The sequence below is a fragment of the Plantactinospora sp. GCM10030261 genome, from assembly GCF_042666615.1.
GTDB lineage: Bacteria > Actinomycetota > Actinomycetes > Mycobacteriales > Micromonosporaceae > KBS50.
The window spans coordinates 113,144-136,139 of sequence record NZ_JBHTDD010000012.1 but is presented as its reverse complement, the minus strand read 5'-3'; the positions used below and the strand labels follow the sequence as shown (position 1 = coordinate 136,139).

Annotated in this window: 16 protein-coding genes; 11 read left to right on the top strand and 5 right to left on the bottom strand. The window is 72.4% G+C overall.

Features of this window, described 5'->3' with window-relative positions:
* Nucleotides 1-3 precede the first annotated feature (3 nt).
* The 3 genes from ACFQUZ_RS16475 (at nt 4) to ACFQUZ_RS16465 (ending at nt 4,765) form a co-directional block, all read left to right on the top strand.
* Nucleotides 4-2,811, top strand: coding sequence for an FAD-binding and (Fe-S)-binding domain-containing protein (locus ACFQUZ_RS16475; RefSeq protein ID WP_377442988.1), 2,808 nt, complete (start codon nt 4-6; stop codon nt 2,809-2,811).
* A gap of 94 nt (nt 2,812-2,905) precedes the next feature.
* Nucleotides 2,906-3,973, top strand: a complete 1,068-nt coding sequence (locus tag ACFQUZ_RS16470) for a hypothetical protein (protein WP_377442986.1) — start codon at nt 2,906-2,908, stop codon at nt 3,971-3,973.
* 147 nt (nt 3,974-4,120) lie between these two features.
* A complete protein-coding gene (locus tag ACFQUZ_RS16465) occupies nt 4,121-4,765 on the top strand; it encodes a LysE family translocator (protein ID WP_377442984.1) in 645 nt (214 codons plus the stop codon).
* 92 nt (nt 4,766-4,857) lie between these two features.
* On the opposite strand, the gene ACFQUZ_RS16460 is transcribed toward ACFQUZ_RS16465, so the two are convergent.
* From ACFQUZ_RS16460 to ACFQUZ_RS16450, 3 genes are all read right to left on the bottom strand, one after another.
* Nucleotides 4,858-5,484 (bottom strand): LysE family translocator, encoded by a 627-nt coding sequence (locus tag ACFQUZ_RS16460; RefSeq protein ID WP_377442982.1) that lies wholly within the window; start codon nt 5,482-5,484, stop codon nt 4,858-4,860.
* 39 nt (nt 5,485-5,523) lie between these two features.
* A complete protein-coding gene (locus tag ACFQUZ_RS16455) occupies nt 5,524-6,570 on the bottom strand; it encodes a hypothetical protein (protein WP_377442980.1) in 1,047 nt (348 codons plus the stop codon).
* Nucleotides 6,571-6,855: 285 nt separating this feature from the next.
* Nucleotides 6,856-7,893 (bottom strand): DUF5937 family protein, encoded by a 1,038-nt coding sequence (locus ACFQUZ_RS16450; protein ID WP_377442978.1) that lies wholly within the window; start codon nt 7,891-7,893, stop codon nt 6,856-6,858.
* A gap of 73 nt (nt 7,894-7,966) precedes the next feature.
* Between ACFQUZ_RS16450 and ACFQUZ_RS16445 the strand changes: the two genes are divergently transcribed.
* Nucleotides 7,967-9,217 (top strand): MFS transporter, encoded by a 1,251-nt coding sequence (locus tag ACFQUZ_RS16445; RefSeq protein ID WP_377442976.1) that lies wholly within the window; start codon nt 7,967-7,969, stop codon nt 9,215-9,217.
* A gap of 9 nt (nt 9,218-9,226) precedes the next feature.
* Nucleotides 9,227-10,018: an SDR family NAD(P)-dependent oxidoreductase gene (locus ACFQUZ_RS16440; RefSeq protein WP_377442974.1), complete on the top strand. Its 792-nt coding sequence runs from the start codon at nt 9,227-9,229 to the stop codon at nt 10,016-10,018.
* Here ACFQUZ_RS16440 and ACFQUZ_RS16435 read toward each other — a convergent pair.
* Nucleotides 9,999-11,300: an MFS transporter gene (locus ACFQUZ_RS16435; RefSeq protein WP_377442972.1), complete on the bottom strand. Its 1,302-nt coding sequence runs from the start codon at nt 11,298-11,300 to the stop codon at nt 9,999-10,001. The genes ACFQUZ_RS16440 and ACFQUZ_RS16435 overlap by 20 nt on opposite strands.
* Before the next feature lie 18 nt (nt 11,301-11,318).
* Between ACFQUZ_RS16435 and ACFQUZ_RS16430 the strand changes: the two genes are divergently transcribed.
* Nucleotides 11,319-11,882 carry a CGNR zinc finger domain-containing protein gene (locus ACFQUZ_RS16430; RefSeq protein WP_377442970.1) on the top strand — a complete coding sequence of 188 codons (564 nt, stop codon included), beginning with the start codon at nt 11,319-11,321 and terminating at the stop codon, nt 11,880-11,882.
* A 27-nt stretch (nt 11,883-11,909) separates the two neighbouring features.
* Here ACFQUZ_RS16430 and ACFQUZ_RS16425 read toward each other — a convergent pair whose 3' ends face one another.
* On the bottom strand, nt 11,910-12,740 hold the full coding sequence (locus ACFQUZ_RS16425) for a class I SAM-dependent methyltransferase (RefSeq protein ID WP_377442968.1): 831 nt from the start codon (nt 12,738-12,740) through the stop codon (nt 11,910-11,912).
* Between the two features lie 136 nt (nt 12,741-12,876).
* Here ACFQUZ_RS16425 and ACFQUZ_RS16420 point away from each other — a divergent pair, with 136 nt between their 5' ends.
* The 5 genes from ACFQUZ_RS16420 to ACFQUZ_RS16400 all read left to right on the top strand — a co-directional run bounded on the left by ACFQUZ_RS16420 (nt 12,877) and on the right by ACFQUZ_RS16400 (nt 22,994).
* Nucleotides 12,877-13,794 carry an SseB family protein gene (locus ACFQUZ_RS16420; RefSeq protein ID WP_377442966.1) on the top strand — a complete coding sequence of 306 codons (918 nt, stop codon included), beginning with the start codon at nt 12,877-12,879 and terminating at the stop codon, nt 13,792-13,794.
* A gap of 124 nt (nt 13,795-13,918) precedes the next feature.
* Nucleotides 13,919-14,332, top strand: a complete 414-nt coding sequence (locus tag ACFQUZ_RS16415) for a YbaB/EbfC family nucleoid-associated protein (protein WP_377442964.1) — start codon at nt 13,919-13,921, stop codon at nt 14,330-14,332.
* A complete protein-coding gene (locus ACFQUZ_RS16410; RefSeq protein ID WP_377442962.1) occupies nt 14,316-14,669 on the top strand; it encodes a hypothetical protein in 354 nt (117 codons plus the stop codon). The genes ACFQUZ_RS16415 and ACFQUZ_RS16410 overlap by 17 nt, the downstream gene beginning before the upstream one ends.
* Nucleotides 14,670-14,800: 131 nt before the next feature.
* Nucleotides 14,801-22,717: a toxin glutamine deamidase domain-containing protein gene (locus ACFQUZ_RS16405; protein ID WP_377442960.1), complete on the top strand. Its 7,917-nt coding sequence runs from the start codon at nt 14,801-14,803 to the stop codon at nt 22,715-22,717.
* Nucleotides 22,683-22,994 (top strand): hypothetical protein, encoded by a 312-nt coding sequence (locus tag ACFQUZ_RS16400; protein WP_377442959.1) that lies wholly within the window; start codon nt 22,683-22,685, stop codon nt 22,992-22,994. The genes ACFQUZ_RS16405 and ACFQUZ_RS16400 overlap by 35 nt, the downstream gene beginning before the upstream one ends.
* Nucleotides 22,995-22,996: the final 2 nt, after the last annotated feature.

The window sequence follows — 22,996 nt, the reverse complement described above, 5'->3', positions numbered from 1 at the left end:
CACGTGAGTCGGACCGCAGCCGTCGATCCGGACCTCGCTGCGCTGGCCTCGGCCGTACCCGGCACGGTGCGCACCCGGGCCACCGACCGGTTGAAGCTCGCCCACGACGCCTCGCACTACCTGCTGCGTCCCCGCGCGGTCGCGGTCCCCACCGACGCCGGCCAGGTGGCGGCGCTGCTGCGGGCCGGGGCGGCCGCCGGCGTACCGCTGACCTTCCGGTCCGGCGGCACCAGCCTGAGCGGTCAGGCGGTGAGCGACCAGCTGCTTGTCGACACCCGCCGGCACTTCCGCGACGTGACGGTGCTGGACGGTGGCCTCCGGGTCCGGGTGCAGCCGGGCGTCGTGCTGCGCCAGGTGAACAACAGGCTCGGCCCGTACGGCCGTAGGCTCGGCCCCGACCCGGCCAGCGAGTCGGCCTGCACGGTCGGTGGGGTCGTCGCCAACAACTCCAGCGGCATGACCTGCGGCACCGAACACAACACGTACCGCACCCTCGACTCGGTGGTGCTGGTGCTGCCCAGCGGCACCGTCCTGGACACCGGTGCCGCCGACGCCGACGACCGGCTGCGGGCCACCGAGCCCGACCTGTTCGCCGGCCTGTCCCGGCTGCGGGACCGGGTGCGGTCCAACCCTGACTCGGTACGCCGCGTCGCGGCGCAGTTCGCCATGAAGAACACCATGGGGTACGGCCTCAACGCGTTCCTCGACCACGTCTCGCCGAGCGCGCTGCTCACCCGGCTGGTGGTGGGCAGCGAGGGCACCCTCGCGTTCGTGGCGGAGGCGACCTTCCGGACCGTACCCGTGCGTCGGCACGCCGCTACCGGCCTGCTGGTCTTCGACACCCTGCACCGGGCGATGGCGGCCATGCCGGCGCTGGTGGCCGCCGGCCCGGCGGCGGTCGAACTGCTGGACGCCGCCGCCCTGCGGGTCGCCCAGCGCGACCCCAGGGCCGACGCCGCGCTGCGCATCCTGGCGGTTCGCGACCACGCCGCGCTGCTGGTGGAGTGGCAGGAGCCGGATCCGGAGACGCTCGTCGACCGGGTCCGGACAGCCGAGCCGGTGCTGGCCGATCTGCCGCTGACCGCCCCGGCGCGGCTGAGCCGCGATGCATCTGCCCGGGCCGCGCTGTGGCACATCCGTAAGGGCCTGTACGCCGCGGTGGCCGGCGCGCGGCCCGCCGGCAGCACCGCCCTGCTGGAGGACGTCGCCGTCCCGGTGCCGGAACTCGCCGACCTGTGCGGCGAGCTGGCCGAGCTGTTCGACCGGCACGACTACGCCGGCAGCGTCATCTTCGGCCACGCCAAGGACGGCAACCTGCACTTCATGCTCACCGAACGGTTCCCGGACGGGGAGCCGCCGGACCGGTACGCCGCGTTCACCGAGGACATGGTCGACGCCGTGCTGGCCCGGGGTGGCACCCTCAAGGCCGAACACGGCACCGGACGGGTGATGGCACCGTACGTCCGCCGGCAGTTCGGCGACGAACTCTACGACGTGATGCGCGAGCTGAAGGCCCTGTGTGACCCGGCGGGGATGCTCAACCCCGGTGTGCTGCTCAGCGACGACCCGGAGATCCACCTGCGGCACCTCAAGACGGTGCCGGCGGTCGAACCCGAGGTGGACAAGTGTGTCGAGTGTGGATACTGCGAACCGGTCTGCCCGAGCCGCGACCTGACCACCACGCCCCGGCAGCGCATCGTGCTGCGCCGGGAGATCGCCACCGCCGAGACCGCCGGGAACGCCTCGCTGGCCCGGGAACTGCGCGCCGACTACGGCTACGACGCCGTGGACACCTGCGCCGTGGACGGCATGTGCGCCACCGCCTGCCCCGTGCTGATCAATACCGGTGACCTGGTGAAGCGATTGCGCGCCGAGACGCGCGGGCCGATGGCGCGAGCCGGTTGGCGGACGGCCGCCCGCCACTGGGAGACCGCCACCCGGATCATGGCCCGCGGCCTCGACGCCGCCGCCGTCCTGCCACCGGCCGTACCCGAAGGGGCCACCAGAGCGGCCCGTCGACTGGGCGGTGCCGGGCGGGTGCCGCAGTGGCGGCGTGACCTGCCCGCCGGGGGCGTCGCTCGCCGGCTGCACCCGGCCGGTGAGCCCGACGCCGTGTACGTCCCGTCCTGCCTGGGCACCATGTTCGGTCCCGACCCCCGGTCCGGCGCTCGCACCGGTCGCGACGGTGTCACGGCCGCGGTGCGCCGCCTCGCCGACCGTGCCGGCCTCCGGCTGCTGGTGCCGGACCCGATCGCCGGCATGTGCTGCGGCACGCCGTGGTCGTCGAAGGGACTGACCGACGGCCACGCCGTCGTGCGGGACCGGGTGCTTCCGGTGCTGCGGGAGGCCAGCCGCGACGGCGCCCTCCCGGTCGTCTGCGACGCCGCGTCCTGCACCGAGGGGTACGCCGGGCTGGGCGCCGACCTGCGGATCGTCGACGCGGTCGCGTTCGCCGCGACCGACCTGCTGCCCCGGCTCACCGTGCGGCGCGGGCTGGGCTCGCTGGCCCTGCACCCCACCTGCTCGTCCACCCGGTTGGGGATCGACGACGCGATCCTGACCGTCGCCCGCGCCATCGCCGACGAGGTGGTGGTCCCCGACGGCTGGCAGTGCTGCGGTTTCGCCGGCGACCGCGGGCTGCTGCGACCCGAACTCACCGCCGCGGCCACCCGTGAGGAGGCCGCCGCCGTGCGTGAGCGGGACTTCGACGCGTACGCCTCGCTGAACCGCACCTGCGAGATCGGCATGGCCCGGGCGACCGGGCGACCGTACCGGCACCTGCTCGAACTGCTCGACGAGGCGACCGGCTGACCCGTCCGGCTGACCGATCGGTCGGCCCGCCCGGGGGAGACGCTTCCCCCGCGAGAGCCATGACCCCACCAGGCCCGGCCACCATGGTTGAGCCGTGACGACACGGGAGCAGCCAGGTAGTGCGCCAGACAGTGCGCCTTCGTTCGCCGAGGGGCACTTCCCGGTGCGGCGACTGGCGGCGTCGGCCTTCGCCGTCGGTTACGGGTTGGTCCGCTGGTACTGGGCGGCGGGCGGTCGGTGGGGCTACACCGCGTGCGATCGGACCGACCCGCCCGACGCGCCGGACGCCGCCACCGGCTGTGGCGCCGACGCGGTGCGCTCCCTGTCGTTCTGGGCCGGTTGGGGAGCCGTCGGACTCTGTGTCGCGCTCGTTCTGCTGGCCGTCGTGCTGCGCCGATTGCCGGCGCTGGTCGCCACCGCCGGTGCCTGGACGGCCGCGCTGACCCTGCTGGTGCTCGCCTTCCCGATGCACCTCGTGTTCGAGATCCCGGCCGGACTGACCGGTCATCCGACCGACTGGCGGGACATCGCGCACCGGCTCGGGCTGACCGGTGGTGGACTGCTGTGGGCGGCCATCGCCGTGGCGCTCCGGTCGCGGTGCCCGCATCGCCGCTCCCCGGCCGGGCCGCGTCCCGTGCCACGCGAACTGCGCCGCCGGGCGTACGCCGGATTCCTGCTGCCGGTCCTCGGCTTCACCGTGCCGCACGCGATCTGGTTGCTCGGGGTGCCGATGGGCATACCCGCGGACGTACACCGGGAGGTACTCACCGACATGGACGGGACGACCGGGTGGACGCTCACCCTCGTGCCGACCGTCGGCGGGTTACTGACCCTCGGCCTGGCGGCCCGGTGGGGTCAGGTGTTCCCCCGCTGGGTCCCGCGACTGGCGGGGTGCCCGGTCCCACCGCCGCTTGCCCTGGTGCCAGCCGCCCTGGTGGCGTTGGCGCTCACCGCGTACGGACTGATCGGCCTCGGCCTGATCGGCGGCGCCCTGGCGGACGGGACCACCACCTGGGCAGGGCTTGCCGACTCGTGGGCGGTGGTCGGGACCGAGGTGGTCTTCCTCGCCTGGGGCGTCGCGCTCGGTCAGGCCGCGCACGGCTACCACCGCCTCACCCGACCACCGTGCGCGGCCTGCGGCGTGCCGGCACCCTTCGGATAGGCGGTCAGGCCGGCACGTCCCGCAGGCCGCCACCGGCCGGGGTTCGGCGACGCAGCACCTCGTCGATCCGGGTCGAGAGCCTCGACGCCGCGTCCTGACCGGTCGGAATCGGTTGAGTTCGGCTGGCTCCGGCAGGAGGATGCCGGCATGGACCTTGTCACGACGCTGCCGGCCTTCTCGATCGCGGTGTTGCTGATCTCCGCGTCACCCGGCCCGGCGATGGCCCTGATCTTCCGGCGCGCGGCGCTGGCCGGGTTCCGCGGGGCGGTGCCGACGGTGCTGGGCCTGGAAGCCGGCCTCTACCTGTGGGCGTTGTTCGCCGGCGCGGGGCTGGCCGCGCTGGTCGCCGCCTCCCAGGTCGCGTACGTCGTGCTGCGTCTCGCCGGGGCGGCGTTCCTGGTCTACCTCGGTGTCCGGGCTTGGCGGGGCGCGTGGCGGGACCGGGGTGCCGGTCCGGCGGCACCGCCCGCCACCGACACCGTGAGCCGGCGCGGCTGGTGGCGTTCGTTCGGCGAGGGAGCCGTGGTGATGCTCGCCAACCCGAAGGCAGCCGTCTTCATGATTGCTTTCTACCCGCAGTTCGTGCCGGCCGATCGGCCGCTGTTCGCCACGACGGCGCTGCTGGCCGTGGTGCAGGTGGCGATCGAGGTGGCGTTCTACCTCATCCTCGCGGCGGCGGTCGGCCGGGCAGGGTCGTGGTTCCGTCGGCCGGCAATCCGACGTCGGCTGGAGGCGGTGAGCGGCGCCGTCCTCATCGGACTCGGCCTGCGGCTCGCGGTTTCCGACCGCTGACGGCCAGGCGGGGTCCTGTCAGGCCGGCGGGGTCCTGTCAGGCCGGCGGGCCCGTCAGGCCGGCGGGCCCGTCAGGCCGGCGGTGGCTCCCCTCAGGTCCGGGTGAGCGCCAGCCGGGCACCGAACGCGATCAGGACCGAGCCGGCGATCGCGTCGAGCGTCCGCCGCACCCGGGACCGGGTGAACAGCGCCCGCAGCCTGTCGATGGCAAGGCTGTAGAGCGACAGCCAGGCGAAGGTCAGCAGGCTGAACAGCAGACCCAGGCCGAGCATGACCGGCAGCGCGCGCTGGTCGGCCGGCGCGAACTGGGGAAGCAGGCTCAGGAAGAACGCCGCCATCTTCGGGTTCGCCAGGTCGTTGATGAGGCCCTGGCTCAGCGACCGGCCCCGGGTACGGTCGACGGCCGGGCCTGCGGCGGCCAGGCCCGCGGGTCCCGCCCGTCGCGCCGCCAGCAGCGACTGGATGCCCAGATAGATCAGGTACGCCGCGCCGAGATACTTCATCGTGAGGAACACCGGTTCCGACGCCTGGATCAGGCTGGCGATGCCCAGACTCGCCGCGACCGTCCACACCGCCTGCCCGGTGGCGACTCCCGCCGCCGTCCAGACCCCGCTCCGACGCCCACCGGCCAGCGCGTTCCGGACGGTCAGCGCCGTGTCCGGCCCCGGCGTGCAGATGACGATCAGCGACACTCCGACGAACGCGATGAGTTCCACCATTGTCGGAGTATGACCCGGACCCGACACGGTGCGGGACCCCTACGGCGTGCCGTTCGGCGGCGGGTTGGTCCGCCGGACCACGTCGGTCGCGAAGCGCTCGCTGAACCCGGCGGCGAAGCCGGCGATCGCGGAGAGACCGACGGCCGCGGTGACCCCGGCACTGCTCGCGGTGGCGCCGAGGACGCCACCCACGAGGCCGAAATGGGCCACGGCGCCGAATGTCGCCCCGACGACGGGTCGCAGGGCGCCGAGGGCGAGCATCCGGAGCCGGGACGGTGTGAACGTCAACACCACCTCGTCGCCCGAGATGCGCTGGAACACACTGGTCACCGCGCCCAGCAGACCGAAGACGAGGGCGCCGACGAACGGGCCCGGGTCGACCGTGGTGGGCCAGTAGCGGGTGTTCGCCACCCCGAGCAGGACGCAGAGCAGCAGGGTGAGGACCGCTCCGCCGAGGACGCCCTGGAGGTAGATGAAGCTCGCCTCCCGCCGCACCGCCGCCCGTACCCGCCGCTTCGCCTGGGCCACCTCCTCGGTGGCGGCGCGCAGCCGGTCGGCGAGGTACTGCTCGTCCTTGGGCGGCGTCGCGGCCCACTCGTCCGCCGCCCGGAGCACCCGGGTCATCGCCGAGAAGACGCCGTCGGTGACCACGGCCAACTCGCGCGACTGGCTGCGGCCCAGGCCGGCGTTGGCGTCGGCGACGAGTTCGTTGCAGGTCGCCTCCAGCGCGGTGAACTCCGGCACGGACGAGTTGAGCACCGGGTGCAGTGTGCGGGTGACCGCGGTCCGCCGTCCCGCGTGCGTGATCTGTTCGGTCATCGCGCAGCCGCCGACGAGGTTGCCGCAGTAGAAGCTGTCGACGACCCGCCCGTGCTGGGCCACGAACTCGCGCCACAGGGCGACCCTGGCCGCCTCCGCCTCGGCCCGCAGATCGGGGTCCGACCGGTGGTGACGCGCCCGAACGAGTTTGCTGAACGTCACCGCGGTGTCCGGCGAGGTGAGCGGATCCCACAAATCCGGCATCCGGACGGTGCCGCTCCAGCCCAGCTTCTCCGGAGTCGACGGTGAGCCGCCGGACCGGGTCATTCGTCCTTCCCGTAGATCTGGAAATCGCCGTCGTCGGCCCGCGCGACGTCATCGCGCTCCGGTTGGACGGCGGGTCCTGGCCCGATCCACATGTCGGGCTCGTCCTCGGGCGGAGGCGCGCCATACGCGTGATCCCGACAGGAATCCCCCTCGGCCGTGAGCTCGTGGTCAGCCGTGGGGCCCCCGTCCGGCTCTTCCAGGTCACGCGAAGGCGAGGTCATCCTCGGCCCCTCCGATCGTCGGGTTCGAATCGCCCCACAGCATGACGTGAGCGGTCCGACCCGTTCAACGCCCTGCCGAAACCCGACATCCGCGATCATGCGCCGATGCCGACGGTACGTCGCTGGTGGCACCGGCGCCGGCGAGCATCGCCTCGGCCGCGCTGGTCCGCGCGTACAGCAGGTAGCGGCCGGACCGATGGGAACTCACCAACCCGGCGTCGCGCAGCGCGGTGAGGTGCAACGACACCGTGCCGGCCGCCAGGCCGCAGCGGGTCGCCAGATCGGTGGTCGAGGCCGGCACGGCCAGTTCGTGCAGCAACCTCGCCCGGGTACGGCCGAGCACCCGACCCAGGGACCGGCCGACGGCCCGATCGGGACGTTCCCACAGCACGGCGGTCCCGCCCACCGGGTACCGCAGGGTGGGCTGGCGGGAACTACCCAGGTTGGAGAAGACCCGCGGTCCGGCGAAGATCGACGGCACGAGGAGCAGTCCACGGCCGTCCAGCCGGATGTCGCCGGCGGCGTGCAGGTGGTTCACCCGCAGGGTCTCGCCGTCCAGGGAAACGTGCGGACTCAGCTGGTTGAGCAGCCCGGCCAGTCCGGTCGCGGCGATGCGCTCGCTTCCGACCAGAACCTGCCGGTCCAGCAGGGTCAGCATCCGCGACCAGTAGGGGGCGATCGTAGCGTCGAAGTATCCGCGGATCTCCTGGCCGAGCCGAGCCAGTCCCGTCTCCGGGTCGGCCAGCAGCGCGGCCACCCGGGGTGTGGCGGGCTCGCCCAGGCGGGCCAGACAGGTTCGGACCGCGTCGGGCGCGGTGGCCGTGGGAAGCGCGGCGAGCTCCTCGTCCAGGGTGGGCCGGGGCGAGGTCGGCGGCGGGCAGAGAAAGGACGGAATGACTTTCGTGGGCATGGCGACCAGGTCCGCGAGCAGCTGCCACTGGACGCCCGCGAGTCGGGACCGTGCCCGGCTGCTCCAGGACAGGTGTTCCGGGAACGACCGGGGCGACTTGGCGACCCGCACGCTGGCGACCACCTCCCACAACGGCGACGTCGCGAACCTGATGTTCGCCAGGTCCCGCGTGCCCAGCCCGACCCGCAACACCCGCGACCTCCGGTGGATTCGACCAGGATCAAAAACGTCGACCCGACCCTACGGCCCCGGCAGCGTGACCCGTATGACGGCCACCACCACCGAATCGGTACGCCCGGCCCGCTGGTCCCGTTCCTTCTCCATCCTGTACGCCGCCGGTCTGGTCGACACGGTCGGCATCCAGGTCAGCTACCTCGCGGTACCGGTGCTCGCGGTGTCGGTGCTGGATGCCACACCGGGTCAGGTGGGCTTGCTCGGCGTGCTGAGCACCGCCGCGTTCCTGGTGCTGGGACTGCCGGCCGGCGTCTGGGTGGATCGCGCCTCCCACCGGATCACCATGGTTCTCGCCGACCTGGCGCGGGCCGTGCTCTTCGCGTCGGTGCCGGTGGCCTGGTGGATGGGTCTGCTGACCATCGGCCAGTTGTACGCCGTGGTGCTGCTCGCCGGGGTGGGCACGGTGTTCTTCGACGTCGCGGCGCAGAGCTACCTCCCGTCGGTGGTCGGTAGGGACCGACTGGTGGCGGCGAACTCGCTGTTGATGGGCACGGCCGCGACCGTCCAGATCGCCGGCCGGGGGCTGGGCGGTTTCCTCGTCCAGGCCATCGGCGCGCCGGTCGCGGTGGTGCTGAACGCGCTGACCCACCTGGCCGCCGCCGGGCTGCTGGGGCTGATCCGACCCACGGCCGCGCCGCCGGCCCGACCACACGCCGCCGGGGGTTTCGCCGGGCAGTTGGGCGCCGGGGTCCGCCATGTGAGCGGCCATCCCCTGTTGCGCCCACTCGCCCTGTCCACCGGCATGATCAATCTCACCGTGCAGATGATGACGATCATGATTCCGGTGCTGTTCCTCCGCGATCTCGGCCTGGACGCGACGGCCCTGGGCGTGTTCTTCGGGGTCGGTGGGGTGGGCGCGCTGCTCGGCGCGCTGACCGCCCGCCCCCTGGCCGACCGGATCGGGCTGGGCAGGGCGTTGTGGGTGCCCGGCGCCGTGGTGGCGCCGCTCGGTGCCCTGATCCCGATGGCCGCCGGCACTGGCCCGCGGCTGTGGCTGGCCGGCGTGGCCTGGCTCGCCATCGCCTGGCGGACCGGGATCGGCAACGTGGTCGGTGTGAGCCTTCGGCAACGGTCCACTCCGGACGCGATGCTCGGGCGGATGAACGCCACCTTCCGGTTCCTGCTCACCGGAGCGCTGGCGCTCGGGTCCGCGGTGGCCGGCCTGCTCGGCGAGCTGACCACGGTCCGTACCGCGCTCTGGGTGGGCGCGGCCGGTGCCGCACTCACCTGGGTGCCCATCTTCTGCTCGCGGCTGCGCCACCACCGGGAGGCGGGCCCATAGGGTGGGCACATGGCGAACACGGCGCGGGTGGTGCTGGTGACCGGTGGGGGCGCGGGGATCGGCGGCGCCGTCGTCCGCCGGCTCGCCGCCGAGGCCACCGTGATCGCCGTGGACCGGGACGCGGACGCGCTGGACCGGCTGGCCGCCGAGGTCGCGGCGGACGGCGGCCGGATCGAACCGGTGCCCGCCGACGTGACCGACGACCGAGCGCTCGCCGATCTGGCTGACCGGATCGGCCGGGAGCACGGGGGAATCGACGGGCTGGTCTGTGCGGCGGGAATCCAACGGTACGGCACGGTCGTCGACACCACGCCGGAGCTGTTCGACGAGGTGATCGGGGTCAACCTGCGTGGCACCTATCTCGCCTGCCACCACGCCGTACCGCTGCTGCGCGGGCGCGGTGGCGGATCGGTGGTCGTGGTGGCGTCGGTGCAGGCGCACGCGGCGCAGCGCGACGTGGCGGCGTACGCGGCGAGCAAGGGCGGGCTGCTGTCCCTGGTCCGCGCGATGGCGGTGGACCATGCCGCGGAGGGCGTCCGGGTCAACGCCGTCTGTCCCGGCTCGGTGGACACCCCGATGCTGCGCTGGGCCGCGGAGCGGTTCAGCGGGGGCCGACCGGCGGACGAGATCATCCAGGAGTGGGGTCGGACCCACCCGCTGGGCCGGGTCGCGCGCCCCGCCGAGGTGGCCGAGGTGGTGGCGTTCCTGCTCGGACCGGGGGCTGGCTTTGTCACCGGCACGGAGGTGCACGTCGATGGCGGTCTGTTGGCCCAGCTCGGGGTCACCCTGCCCGCTCGGTGACCGGCCGTGCGCCGGCCCGACCATCGTGTTCGGGGTGCTTACCGTCGGGCCGGGCCATCGGGAGCGGGTCCCGCGGGGGCGGGCCGGGTCGTCGGACGGCCACCAGCGCGACCGCGACCAGTTGGCCGGCGGCGACGACGAGCAGCAGTCGCGGGGCGGTCAGGTGGGTGGCCAGCAGACCACCGGCCGCGGCGCCGAGCGCGTACCCGCCGATCTTGAGGCTGGCCGCGGTGGCGACGACCTGGGCATACCGGTCGGCCGGCACACACTGTTGCCGGACGGCGAGGGTGGCGGCGAGGACCGGACCGCTGGCGACGCCAGCGAGCGCGACAAGCGCGATCGCGGTGCTCAGGGACGCCGCCATCGCCACGCCGGCGAGGAGTGCGCCGAATCCGGCGAACGCGATCGTCATGAGTGTCGTCGGCCGCAGGACCGCGAGCAACCGGGCGGAGGTCAGGGTGCCGACCAGGGCGCCACCGCCGAGCGCGGTCAGCAGCCAGCCGCCGTACGCCGCCGGCCTGCCGAGGTGGATCGCGAGCAGCGGCACCGTCACCGGCAGCAGTCCCAACGACGCGTAGCTCGTCGTGGTCGCCAGTGTCGTGGCACGCAGCAGCGGCTGCCGGACGAGCAACCGCAGCCCCGCGCGGAAGGCGACGGGCAGCGACTCCACCGGTCCATCGGGGACCATCGGGCGGGCGCGACCGGGCATCGGGGCGCGCAGCACCAGCACGATGCCGAGCGCGGCGAGAGCGGCGGTGCCGGCGAGGGCGACGTCGGCGCCCGCGGCCCCGGCCACCGCCGCCACCAGGGCCGGACCGCCGAGCCCGGCCACGTTGTAGCTGGCGGCATCCGCCGCGTTGGCCCGGCGCAGCCCGCCTCGCGGGACGACCAGCGGCACGATGGCGCTGTATCCCCCGGTGAGCACCGGGGCGGTCAGCCCGGCGAGCAGTCCCAGGCCGATCAGCACCGTGCCCGGCGCCCGACCAGCCAGGCTCAGGATCCCGCCGAGGGCGACCGCGAGCACCACCTGGTTCGCCACGAACAGCGGGCGCTTGCTGCGGACCCGGTCCAGAACGGCACCGAGCACCGGTCCGGTCACCAGTGTCGGCAGGGCGAACGCGGAGAGCACGAGGCCGGCCAGGCGCGGATCGCCGGTTCGGGCGATCACCACGAGCACCACCGCCACGCCGGCGGCCTCGTCGGCGAGCCGGGACAGGGTCGCCGTGGCCAGCAGCCAGCCGCCCGGGCGGCCCAGCCGGTCGGTCGCTGTAACGGGTTTCACGGATGATACCGTAACAGGGTGACGGCGAACGTGCGCTTCGGCTGGACCCGGTGGGCCCGGCTCACCGTGGCGCTGGTCAACACCACGCCCAACGACCGGCACGGTGACCTGCTCACCGAGCCGGACCAACTCCGGGCGCTGCTGCTGGCCCACGACGAACCGGAACCGGTCACGATCGATACCGTCGACCTGGCCGACGCACGGGACGCCCGCGCCGCCCTCACCGCCGTCTTCGCCGCCGTGGGGAACGAACGGACGATCGCCGGCCGGCTCAACGACCTGCTCGCCCGCACCGCCCGGCCGCGGCTGACCGGCCATGACGGCGTACCGCTGCACCTGCACGTCGACGCGCCGGGCTCGACGTGGGGCGGCTGGCTGGCGGCGGTCGGAGCGATGGGCCTGGCGCTGCTGGTCGCCGAGCACGGCGCCGAGGTGCTGGCCCGCTGCCCGGCCACCGGCTGCGGGCACGCCGTGCTGCGGTACGGACCCGGTCCCGCCCGGCGCTTCTGCGACGCCACCTGCGCCAGCCGGACCCGGGTGGCGGCGCACCGGGCGGCCCGCCGGTCCGGCCCGGCCGGCTGACGATCCGCGGTCCCGACTCCCGGGCCGTCAGCCCCGCTTGCGGGCCTGCAACGTGTACGTCTGCGGCAACCGCCACGGCCGATCCGCCAACCGCCATTCGCCGTTCGCGTCCTCGACCGACCGGCCCGGCAGCGCGTCCCACGGGGCGCTGTCGTGCTCGACCAGCATGGTGAGGTCGAGGCCCGCGGCGAACAGCGCCGTGACGATCTCGCCCAGGCCGTGGTTCCACTCGTGCGTCACGGTGTGGCGGAACGTCGCGTCGGTCTCGACATAGGTGCCGCCGTCCGTCCAGACCAGCGGCTCCGGTCGCTCGAAGTACGGGTACTCAGCCACCAGGAGCTTGTCCTCCCGGGTCTCGTCGATGGCCCACAGCATCGGGTGGCCCTCCCGGATGAACAGCCGGCCGCCGGGGCGCAGCAGTGCGCCCACCACCTCCGCCCAACGCCGGATGTCGGGCAACCAGCACAGCGCCCCGATGCCGGTGTAGACCAGATCGAAGGCTCCCCGGCCCAGCACGTCCGGGGCGTCGTACACGTCCGCCTCGACGAAGTTGACCTCCCCGCCGGCCCGTTCCACCAACCGCCGCGCCTGCTCCAACGAGGCGGCGGAGAAGTCCAGGCCGGTGACCCGCGCGCCCAACCGGTGCAGGGACAACGTGTCGGTGCCGATGTGGCACTGCAGGTGCGCGGTGCGCTGCCCGGCGATGTCGCCGAGGCGCGGCTGGTCGAACCGCACCACGTCGCTGAGGTGTCGCGGGTCCGCCACGTACCGGTCGAGGGCGTAGCTGGCTGACGCGGCGTGGGCCGGCGCGCGTTCGTCCCAGTTGGCGCGGTTCAGCGACCGGTAGTCGGAGGTCATGGGCCCACCGTGGCACGCGCCCCCGCCCCGGACAATCGAGTTTGGTGCGCCAGCCGGTTGCCCGCCCGGCGCGCTCGGGGCAGGATGACCACCTGCGGTACTCGTCGCGTCACGTGGAGTTGTCGAAGGTGGGGCGGTGGTGGCAACCGAGGACCACTCCGGTGGAGCGGACGGCCCGGAGCCGAATCCAGCCGCCGCTCGCGCCCCGTGGGCACCGACAAACGCGGTGGAGGAGCGCCTCGTGGTCGCCGTCGACGCCGGTGACGTGTCCGCCGTCCTGGGCATCGTGGCCACCGCCGCGCTGTACCTGCCGGGTTTCCGGGACGAGGGGACGTCCGCCACGCGGCAGCGGGTGCTGACCCGGGACCGCGACGGCGTGCCGTACCTGCCGGTCTTCACCTCACCAGCCAGCCTGCGCGGCGCTGTCGAGGCCGATGGTTGGCGGGCGACCACCCTCGCCGAGGTGTGCCGTGGCGTACCCGCCGGCTGGGGCCTGGCGATCAACCCGGTCACGCCGGTCGGCGTGCTGGTGCCGCCGTCGGATGTGCCCGGGTTGGTGCCGGACCCGACCGAACTCGCCGGGTTCGAGCCGGCCAACCACCTCGAGCGGTTGCTGCGCGACGCCCTCGGCGCGCTGGCCGGGAACGCCCTGCTCGACCTGCTGGTGACCGCCCGCGTGATCGTGCCGGTCCGGCCGGTCGAGGCGGACGGCGTACCGCTGGTACCGGTCTTCACCTCGCCCGAGCGGCATGCCGAGTTCCTGGCCGGTCGGGACCTCGACCTGCCGACCACGACCGTCGACCTGGTCGCCGTGCTGCGCGACTGGCCGGGGCCGGAATGCCGACTGGCGGTCAACCCGGGCTCACCGATCGCCTTCTCGATCGGCGGTGCCCGGGTGCCCGGCCTCCTGGCGTACGCGGTGGACCTCGCCCGACGCCGGTCGCGAGGACCTGGACCGTCGCCGCCGGTGCCGGCACCCCGGCCGCACCCGTCCGAAGGCGCCGTCGCGGACCTGCTGCGCGGATCGGGGTGCTCCCGGCGGGACAGCGGGTGACCGCCACCGCGGACCGCTGTGTGCGGTCGATCCGGGCGAGCCGGAGTCCCGTCGGCGCGACGCGGAGATGACCGTGTGTACGCGCATCATCTATCGTGAGTGAGGGTGTGGGGGAGGTGGACCCATGGAACGTCCGCAGTGGTCGGCGCTGCGCGGGGTGGTCGAGGACCTGCGGCACACGCTCGCCAACGCCGAACAGACCCGGCAGGAGATGCTGCAGATCACCGGGACCGCCTGGTCGGAGGACCGGCTGATCAAAGCGGTGGTCGGCCCGCGAGGGCAACTCGTCGAGATCGACATCGACCCGCGGATCTACCGGACGCCCAACTCCAAGGCGTTGTCGGCGGCGATCATGGCGACCGTCCGGGCCGCCGTGGACGATGTCAACGCGCAGGTCCGGGACGTCATGCGCCGGGCGCTACCCACGGACACGACCGACTCGCTCGGCCGTACCGACTTCGACGTGCTGCTGGACCGGCACGACGCCGAGCTGCCGACCGCGTTCCGGAAGGAGGACGGGCATGGGTACGTATATTGAGATCGACGGCGATCCCGACACGATCGGTGCGACCGGTGCCAGGCTGCGCGCGATGGCGGAGACCCTCCGCGCGCAGGCGCGGAGCATCCAATCCGAGATCGAAACGGTCCACAACGAACGGCCGTGGGGTTCGGACAGCTACGGCACCGCCTTCGAGGGCAGCTATTACCAGGTGCCGGAAGGGTGCGAGGAACCGCTGCCCAGCATGGTCGCCGACGGCCTGACGCACGCGGGGGAGCGGCTCACCTCGGTCGGCGACGGAACCGTTCGGGCGATGTCCGGCTACCAGTCTGTCGACATCGACAGCGCCGTCGACATCGACCGCGTACGACCGTGACCACAACTGACCGGCCGCCACGAAACCCTGCCGACCGGGGCGCCCTCGCCCGCGGCGTCCCCGGTGAGCTGAGCGGTCACAGGTGAACCGGTAGGCCCGATGCGGGCGTCCGGTACGAAGGGGCGGGGGGCATGGGCGACAACGTCATCGAGGACGGCGCCACCATCGCCCTCGAAGCCATCCGGGAATGCATGGTCGAGATCGATCGGTACATCCCCGTGCTGGGCTGGTTCCTGGAGACGATGACCCAGTGGCCGGAGGCACGCCACCAACGCATCTACGACCTCGCCGACACGTACGAGCGGGCGGGCGAACTCTACCGGACCCACCTCGACGAGATCGAGGCGTACCTGGGTGACCTGGACTCCTGGCAGGGCGACGGCGCGGCGGCGGCCATGCGGCAACGGCTCCAGGAACATCTCCAGGAGGCCGCCAACATGGTCGAGGTGCTCGATGCCGTGCAGCAGACCGTGCACGCCAAGGCACTCGAGATCGAGTCGATGAAGTGGATGGCTGTCTCCACCCTGGTTCTGATGATCATTGCCCTGATCCAGGCGATCGTCACGGCCTGGACCGGAGTCGGCGGCGTGTCCGGCGTAATCGCGATGATCACGGCTCGGCAGACCATCCAACGGCTGTCCCAACACCTCGTGACCCGTCTGTGGCAGGAGACCGTCAAGGCGGGATTCCGGCAGTTCACCCGGCGCCTCGGCAGCAACATCGCCAGCGCGGCGGTTCGCGGCGGCGTCGGATACGTCAAGGTCATGGGCGGCATCAAGGGCGGCATCATGCTGATCCAGGCCGCCGAGGGGCACGACCCGTTCACGGAGGGATGGGCCACCCGGTTCGGCGTCGAGATGGTGGACACGTTCATCGCCGGAGCCATCGGCGGGCCGCTGAGTCTCGGCGTCCGCAGCCGGGTGACCGAGGCCGTCTCCTTCGGCGTCGGCCAGGCCGTCGACAACGTGTTCCAGTACCAGCGGGACCGCTGGCTCGACCAGGCCGGCCTGGACGACTGGGCCAAGCGCAACCACCTGTACAGCGGAATGACCAAAGAGAACCTGCTCGAAGCGGTCACCCCGGCAGCCCTGATCGGCGAGATCCTCAGTGAGCCGGGCGGTCGCCGGGGTGCCCGGCCGGACATGGTAACCCCGGCCGTCGACCGGGCCGCGCTGAACCTGTTCGGCGACGGCCGCACCGCGCCGGCTCAGGACGTCGGGACCGCCGAGCCGAACGCCCGCACCGGCCAAGCCCTGCTGGCGACACCGCTCGGCACCCCGGTCACTCCACTCGGCCCGGCGACGTCGCCCGCCGGCGTCCCAGGGTCCACTCCGGCTCCGGCTCAGGCCGCGGCTCCGGCCACGGCCTCGGCTCCGGCTCCGGCTCCGGCCACGGCGGCTCCGGCCACGGCGTCGGTTTCGGCTCCGGCCACGGCCTCGCCTCCGGCCGCCGCGCCGGCAGGTGCCGCCGGCTCGCCGGGCAGCGGCGGTAGCCCCGCCCCGGGCAGCGGTGGCTCCATCCCAGGTAGCGGTGGCTCAGGTTCGTCCGGTGGTGCCGGGTCGTCCGGTAGCCCAAGCTCGTCCGGTGGCTCGGGCACGGCCGGGGCGGATCCGGCGCAGGCACAGCGTGGCGGCGATCCCGGCGGGACAGTGGCCGACCCGACCGCCGCCCCGCCGTCGGCGGGTGGTGACCCCGCCGGCGACCCGGCCACCACCCCGGGCGATCCGGCCGGTACGGCGACGTCGCCGGACACCGCGTCGACGCGTACCGCCGGATCTGGAACAGACGACGGCACGGTCGACGCCGCTACCCGACCAACCCCGACGGAGCTGGCGGACCGAGCCGGCCCGCCGCCGAACGGGTCCGACGGCCACCCCTCTGGTACGCCGTCGGCCTCCATGGCGGCGAGCGGCCCGGTCCTCCGTGAGTCACCCGGGTGGTGGGACTGGAAGGCCCGCGTCGAACAGCAGGTCATCGTGCCGTACGCGCGAGGTGTGGCCGACCACTTCGCCGCCCCGGACGGGGCGACGCCCGGGACCCGGCAGCTCACCCCGGAGATGGTCCAGCGGGCGCTGGACACCCCTTCCGAGACGCTGGACCGCTACGGTGCCAGGCTGCGCGGGTTCATCGAGCGGCATTTCGCCCACATCGACGAGACCGGCGTGCGGCGTCCGATGGACCAGGGCGAGATCGCGGCGAAACTCGCCGAGCTGCGGGGCCAACCGGGGGTCGATCCCGCGACCCAGGTCACGCCCCGAGCAGGGGGTCCCGCGACCGGCGACCCGATACCCGACGGTGAATCGACGACGCGCGGCGGCACGTCGACCAGCACCGCGCCACCGGACGTCAAGCCTCACCCCGGAGCGGATCGGCCGGTCCCGGGCGGGATGTTGCCGGGCGGCGTGTTCGCCGGCGGCGGCTCTCCGGGCGGCATTCCCACCGGCTCCACCCGGCACGGCGGGGACGGCGGCGGGGACGGCGGGACGGATCGGCCCCGCGTCCCGGGGCAGCGGCCGTCCGAACCCGACGCGCCAAGGGCAACCGAGCCGGACAACCCGGCGACCGACCGGCGCGGGACCGTCGAGCCCGAATTCGACCCCCGCAAAGTGGAGGAACAACTCCTCGCCGCCCTCGATCCCGTGCACCGGGCCGAGCTGGAACGGGCGATCGACGCTGCCAGGAAGCGAGCGGATCGGAGCCTCAGCCACCTGCGGCAGGTGGTCGGCAGGGTCGACCCGAACGGCGATCGGGCGACGTTGGTGGGCACCGATAAGCGGGTGAAAGAACTGGCCTCGCTCGCCCGAACGGTGGTCGGTACGTACGTCGACGAGGCACCCGACATCGCCGGCTTCGTCGCGGAGACCAAAGACCTCGTCCGATTCTCCGTGCGGACCTCCCCGGCCGACTACGGGCGGACCGTACGCGACGTGCTCGACGGGTTACGCGACCAGGGATACCGGCTCGCCGGCGACAGGGCGATCAAGAACTTTTGGCGGCCGGGCAACCGGTACCTCGGTCTCAACGTCAACCTACGGGACCGGAGCGGAAACCTGCTGGAGGTGCAGTTCCCCACCGACATCTCGTGGGAGGTGGGTATCCGGACCCACCGGCTGTACGAAATCGTCCGACTGGATGTCGCCCCGCCAAGCGACCGAGTCGACGCCTTCCTGGAGATCCTGCGGCTCAACAGGGACGGAGGACTGGCCGGGCGGTTGCCAGAAGGCCTGGACCAGTTGCCCCTGCCCAAGGACACGAGTTTCGAAGGCTGGGTCGATGAACGGCCCGGCATCTGGTCGACTTACCTCGCGAGTCTTACGGATTCGGGTCGCACCTTCGCCGATGTAGTTCGTGCTCACGGCCTGACGACTGCCGACTTCCCCCAGGCGAGCAAGTTGGGATTGGGAGATGACCATGGACAAGTTCGAGTACTACGGGATGCTCAAGGAGGAGGGGGCGCAGCCGTCAGGGCTGGTGGCGATCCGGCTGACCACCGGTCCGTTGCAGGCGGTGGTGTGGCACGTGCCGAGGAAAGAGTGGATCTACTCCCCGTTGATGGCGGCGATCAGGATCTTCGACGACCAGTACTCCGACCGGAAGAAGGTGGTGGACCGGCCGACGGCGGAGCGGATCGCCCGGGAGAACCTGGGCACGGACCTGCCGAGCGAGGAAGAACTGATCCGGATGTGCGAGGAGGGAGCCAGCCAGGCTCGATCCTGACCGGCTCGCCAGCGGTAACCCCCGACCATGCGGATTGGCATCGTGGACGGGAGGGGGGTGAGCCGCCGGATCCTGACGCCGAGGTGTCCGATTGGGACGCGGAGTCGCCCGCCAGCGGGGGGCGGCACGCACAGGTCGATCCGGACACCGTGGTGGCAGCACCGGCCGCCGAGGAGACCCGTGGCCGGCTGGTCGACAAGGTCTGGGACCGGGTCAGCAACCTGTTCCGGCCGGCGACCGCCGATCCGGAGACTCTGCGTCGGGAAGAGGCGGACCGGAAGGCTTACGAACGACACCTACGAAAGGCACAGCACACCTTCTGGCAAGCCGTCGAGGCCAACCCCAAGCTTCAAAGAATCAGGCGAGACGCCGACTCATACGCGATTCAGGAGCAACTTTCCCGGGCCGAGTCGGCATTGATGCGGGACCGAGCATGGCAGGCGCGCTCGGCCGAACAATCAATTCGTGAGCAGGCTCAACTCGTTCGGACGCAGGGACGTCAGGCGGGCGCACCCTTTGACTATGTGAACCGGCTAGAACGCGACGCTGATCAGGCTGCGGCCAATGCGACCCGGCTCGAGGAGGACGCGCGCAGCAGTGAGCGGCGGGCAGCGGAGGCACACGAACGTTACGAGCAGGCGCGGCAGGCCATTGACGACTTCACCACTCGCCGTGCTGCCAAGGAACACCTGCGCGAGTGGGAGTACGCGAACCTCGTGGACGGGGGGTTCTCTACCGTTGGCGACACTCGTCCTGCCGCGACCACATCGGCACTGACCGGCCGGGACGAGCCGCCACCCGTCTGGCGCAGCCGTCCGTACGACAAGGTGCACGGCCTGCGCCGCGTCCTGCAGGTCGACCAGGTCCGGTTGGAGCGCATGCTCGCCGACGGGCGGGGTGGCTATCAGCGCACTCCGGATCCGACGGGGGCCTGGCTGCGCCAACTGAACGCGTTCGGGATCGAGGCCGATCCGACCCGTACCCAGAACTGCAACGACGCGGTGGCCTCGTTCTTCGACACGTACGTGCACGGCCGCCCGACGGTGGCCGCACCGCGGACCTTCGACGGCTACGTCAACGGCGATCCTCGGCAGCCGTGGGCGGGTGAGGACGGTGGACCGGGCCGGATCGAGGATCTGACCGGGGGCCGCTACCAGTCTCTGACGGGCGACCTGACCCGATGGCCGCAGGCCGCCGCGACCGCGCGGGTCGACGACGCGTTCGCCGGGCTCCAGCGGCAACTGCTGGCCGGCGGCCACGGGTCATTCGCCTCGATCATCACGGGCTGGCGCGGCGGCGGATCCCACGCCTGGGCCGCGGTGAACCACCACGGGGCGATCCATTTCATTGATCCCCAGCAGGGCCGGGTGGTGGTAGCGAGACCCGGGGACGGTGGAACCCGGTTTGTCGACGCGCACACCGGCGAGCCGCTGGCCCATCCGATCTACGGTCCCGACCAGATAGTCGCGGTGGACGCGTTGGTGGTCGACGCCATGGCCCGTCCGGTGCCGTTCGGAGACCTGCCACCAGGCGGTTGGAACGAGCGCCCCCTGACCCCGGAGTATCTGTCCCAGCAACCCCCGGAAGTGCGGGCCGCCGCGAGCACCGCCATCAGCCACCATTCCATGCGCGCCGAACACGACCGGGCCGTGGCCTACGAGGGGGAGGCGATCGAGGCACGGCGGGCCGAGCGAGACCACGCGGCGCGTGCGGAGTCGCTGCGGCAGCGGGCGCGGGCCGCGATCGAGCAGGAAGCCGTACACCGGGACAGGCGGGACGCCGCGTGGGCGGCTGCCGACCGCGCCGAGCGGGCGGCCGCACAGCACGCCGCAGCCACGGACCAGACCGGCGACCGCCGGGATGCCGTGGAGCAGGGGCACGCGGCGCGAACCGCCTGGCACGAGGGGACAGCCCAGCACCTTTACCAGGAGGCGCAGCAGCTGCGTGCCGGGGCCCGGGGACATGAGGACCAGCGCCGCGAGGCCCAGACCCGAAGTCAGGAACTCGCCAACCTCGCCAACGATCATGAGGTACGCCGCCAGGAGTACGCGCGCACGGCCCAACAGGCGGAGCTGGCCGCGGCGCGGCACCGCAGCCAGGCGGGGCTGTTCGAGAAGCGGCGGGCCGAATCCTGTGCTGAGGCCGCACACGGGTACGAACGTAGAGCCGACGCTTACCAACGGGAGGCCGAGCGGTACGCGGGAGAGGCGGCGCGACGCGCGGCCGATGACCCGATACGGCGGCAGGCGGAGGCCCGAGCCGGTCATCACCGTCGACTGGCCGAGGCGGCTCGTTCGGCGGCGAGCCACCATCGGGCCGTTCAGCGACGTCTGTCGACGGCGGATCGGCGTGACGAGCAGGCGGCGCGGCATTCGCGGCAGGCGGAACAGTCCCGGCAGTCCGCCGCCGCACACGAACGGTCGGCGGTTGACCACGAGGAGCACGGCGCTGTCGCGTGGAACCACGCTCGAACGTACGACGCGGCGGTCGACGAATTCCGGCAGGCAGCCGCCGTTTCCGCCCACCGTGACCCGCGCCTGGCCGAGTCGTACCGTCAGCAGGCCGAGGCGTACCGGGAGGCGGCCCAGCACTACCGGACCCGGGCGGCCCAGCATGCCGCGGAGGCTGAGGCAGCCCGGGTCCGCGCCGGTCACCACCACCGCACGGCGGACACCGCCGAACGGGCGGCTGTCATCGAGCGCGAGGCCGCGGCGGCGGACCGGGCGGCCGTCGACGAGCACCTGAACGAGGCCGGCGCCTGGCAGCGAGAGCAGTGGCAACGACAGGTCCGGGAGGATCCTGGGACAGCCGCTCCAGGCGCGTCCGCATCGGCCACGGGCGGTCCGACGAACCGCCCCGGACAGATGTTCCGCGACCCGGATCCGGAGGAGTGGGCCGCGCTCGACATCGGTCGCGCGACCCTCCGTGACCTGGGACTCGATCCCGCAGAGTTGTCGCCCGACCAGCGACAACGTCTCGAACGGTCGCTGCGGCGCACCGCGCTGCTGCCCCCTGAGCGCTTGCGGTTCACCCAGCGCAGCGTGAGCCCGCGGACCGGCGACGGTATCCCGGCACCGGATCTCGCCCGGGCCATGCGGGACGGCGGTTGGCGGGGTCAGCCGATGCACGGGGTGCGCTGGGGCGACGGCTCTGTGTCCAGCCTGGACAACCGGCGACTGCGGGCTGCCCGGGACGCCGGGCTCGACAGGGTGCCGATGGTCGTGCACGGCCCCGGCGAGCGACTGGACGACTGGCCCGACGAATGGCCGCGGGACCGTCGGGAGCGGCACGCGCTCGCTGTCGACATCCGGGAACTGGCCGACGGATCGTGGGTTGTCGGCGGAGACGAGGGCCGGATCCGGTTCGCGCGTGGGACGGTCGCCCGGACCTTCGGCGAGATGGCCGTATTCCGCGCCGCCGAGCAGCGGAGCCTGCTGCCCGGGAAGCTGTTCGGCGCGGAACGGCCGCCGGTCGTTCTGGGAAAGCCGGACGAGCCGGCGACCAGGGCCGAGATTCGCAACAGCGAGCGAGACCTGCTGTCAAACGCGATCGACTCCGGCCACGCCGCTGTGGGGGCGATTGCCGCTGACCTTGCTGAGATTGGTCGGGTCATCACCCGACGACTCGCGCTACCGGAGGCGATAGTGCTCAGGGGCGAGGAGAACAGGGTCAAGACCGTCGAGTCGCTGGAGCGCAAGTATCAGCTCGAGGGCAATCTGCTCGGTCCAGAAGAATTCCTCAGGCGGGTCAACGACATCATCCGATTCTCGCTGGAACTGCCGGGCGGGGAGAGCTACCTGCTAACAGTGGACGCGGTGATGAACGAACTGCAGGCGAGGCAATATTTGATCGACGGGAAGCCCAAGAACTTTTGGCAGGCGGGCAACCGGTACCACGGGTTGAACCTCACCGTGCGGTCCGAGCGGCACGGTCTGTGGGAACTCCAACTGCCGACGGCCGTGTCCTGGCGGGCAAACAAGCTCACCCATGACTTCTATGAGGTCTTTCGAGATCCGGCCGAGTCGCCCATCCGTCAGGTGCACGCGTTGCTGAGTATGTTGCGGGTGAACCAGCAACTCGGACTGGTCGACCTCGTGCCGCCAGGAGTTGCCGACCGGTGGGAGCCGAAAGACACGAGCCTGGCCAAGTGGGCGCTGAAGAATCCGGCTGCGTGGCAGCAGTATCGGAGGTGGTTGGCGGACAATGGCTGGCAGTTCAACGAGGTGGTCGCCGAGTTCGGGCTGACGGCCGAAGACCTGCCGGTCAGCCAGGATGTCGCCAGGCAATGGGGAGACGATGACGTACAGCTACTACGTGCTCTATTGGGATGAGGTAGGTAGCGGTCCGCCGGCAGGCGTCATCGCGAGAGATCCGCGGACCGGTGACGCCTTGATCTGGAGTCATATCCAGCAGGCCTGGCAGTATGCGCCTCGGACAGCAATCGAGTTCTTGAACGACTACCGGAACCTGGACCGGTATGAGCCGATCGATCGGGAGACGGCGGAACGGGTGGCGCTGAGCATCACCGGGACGGAGCCGTTGCCGGACGAGGACGACATCGAGTGGATCTTCAGTTGGAAGGGTGCGCCGCCCCAGAGCGAGGACTGAGT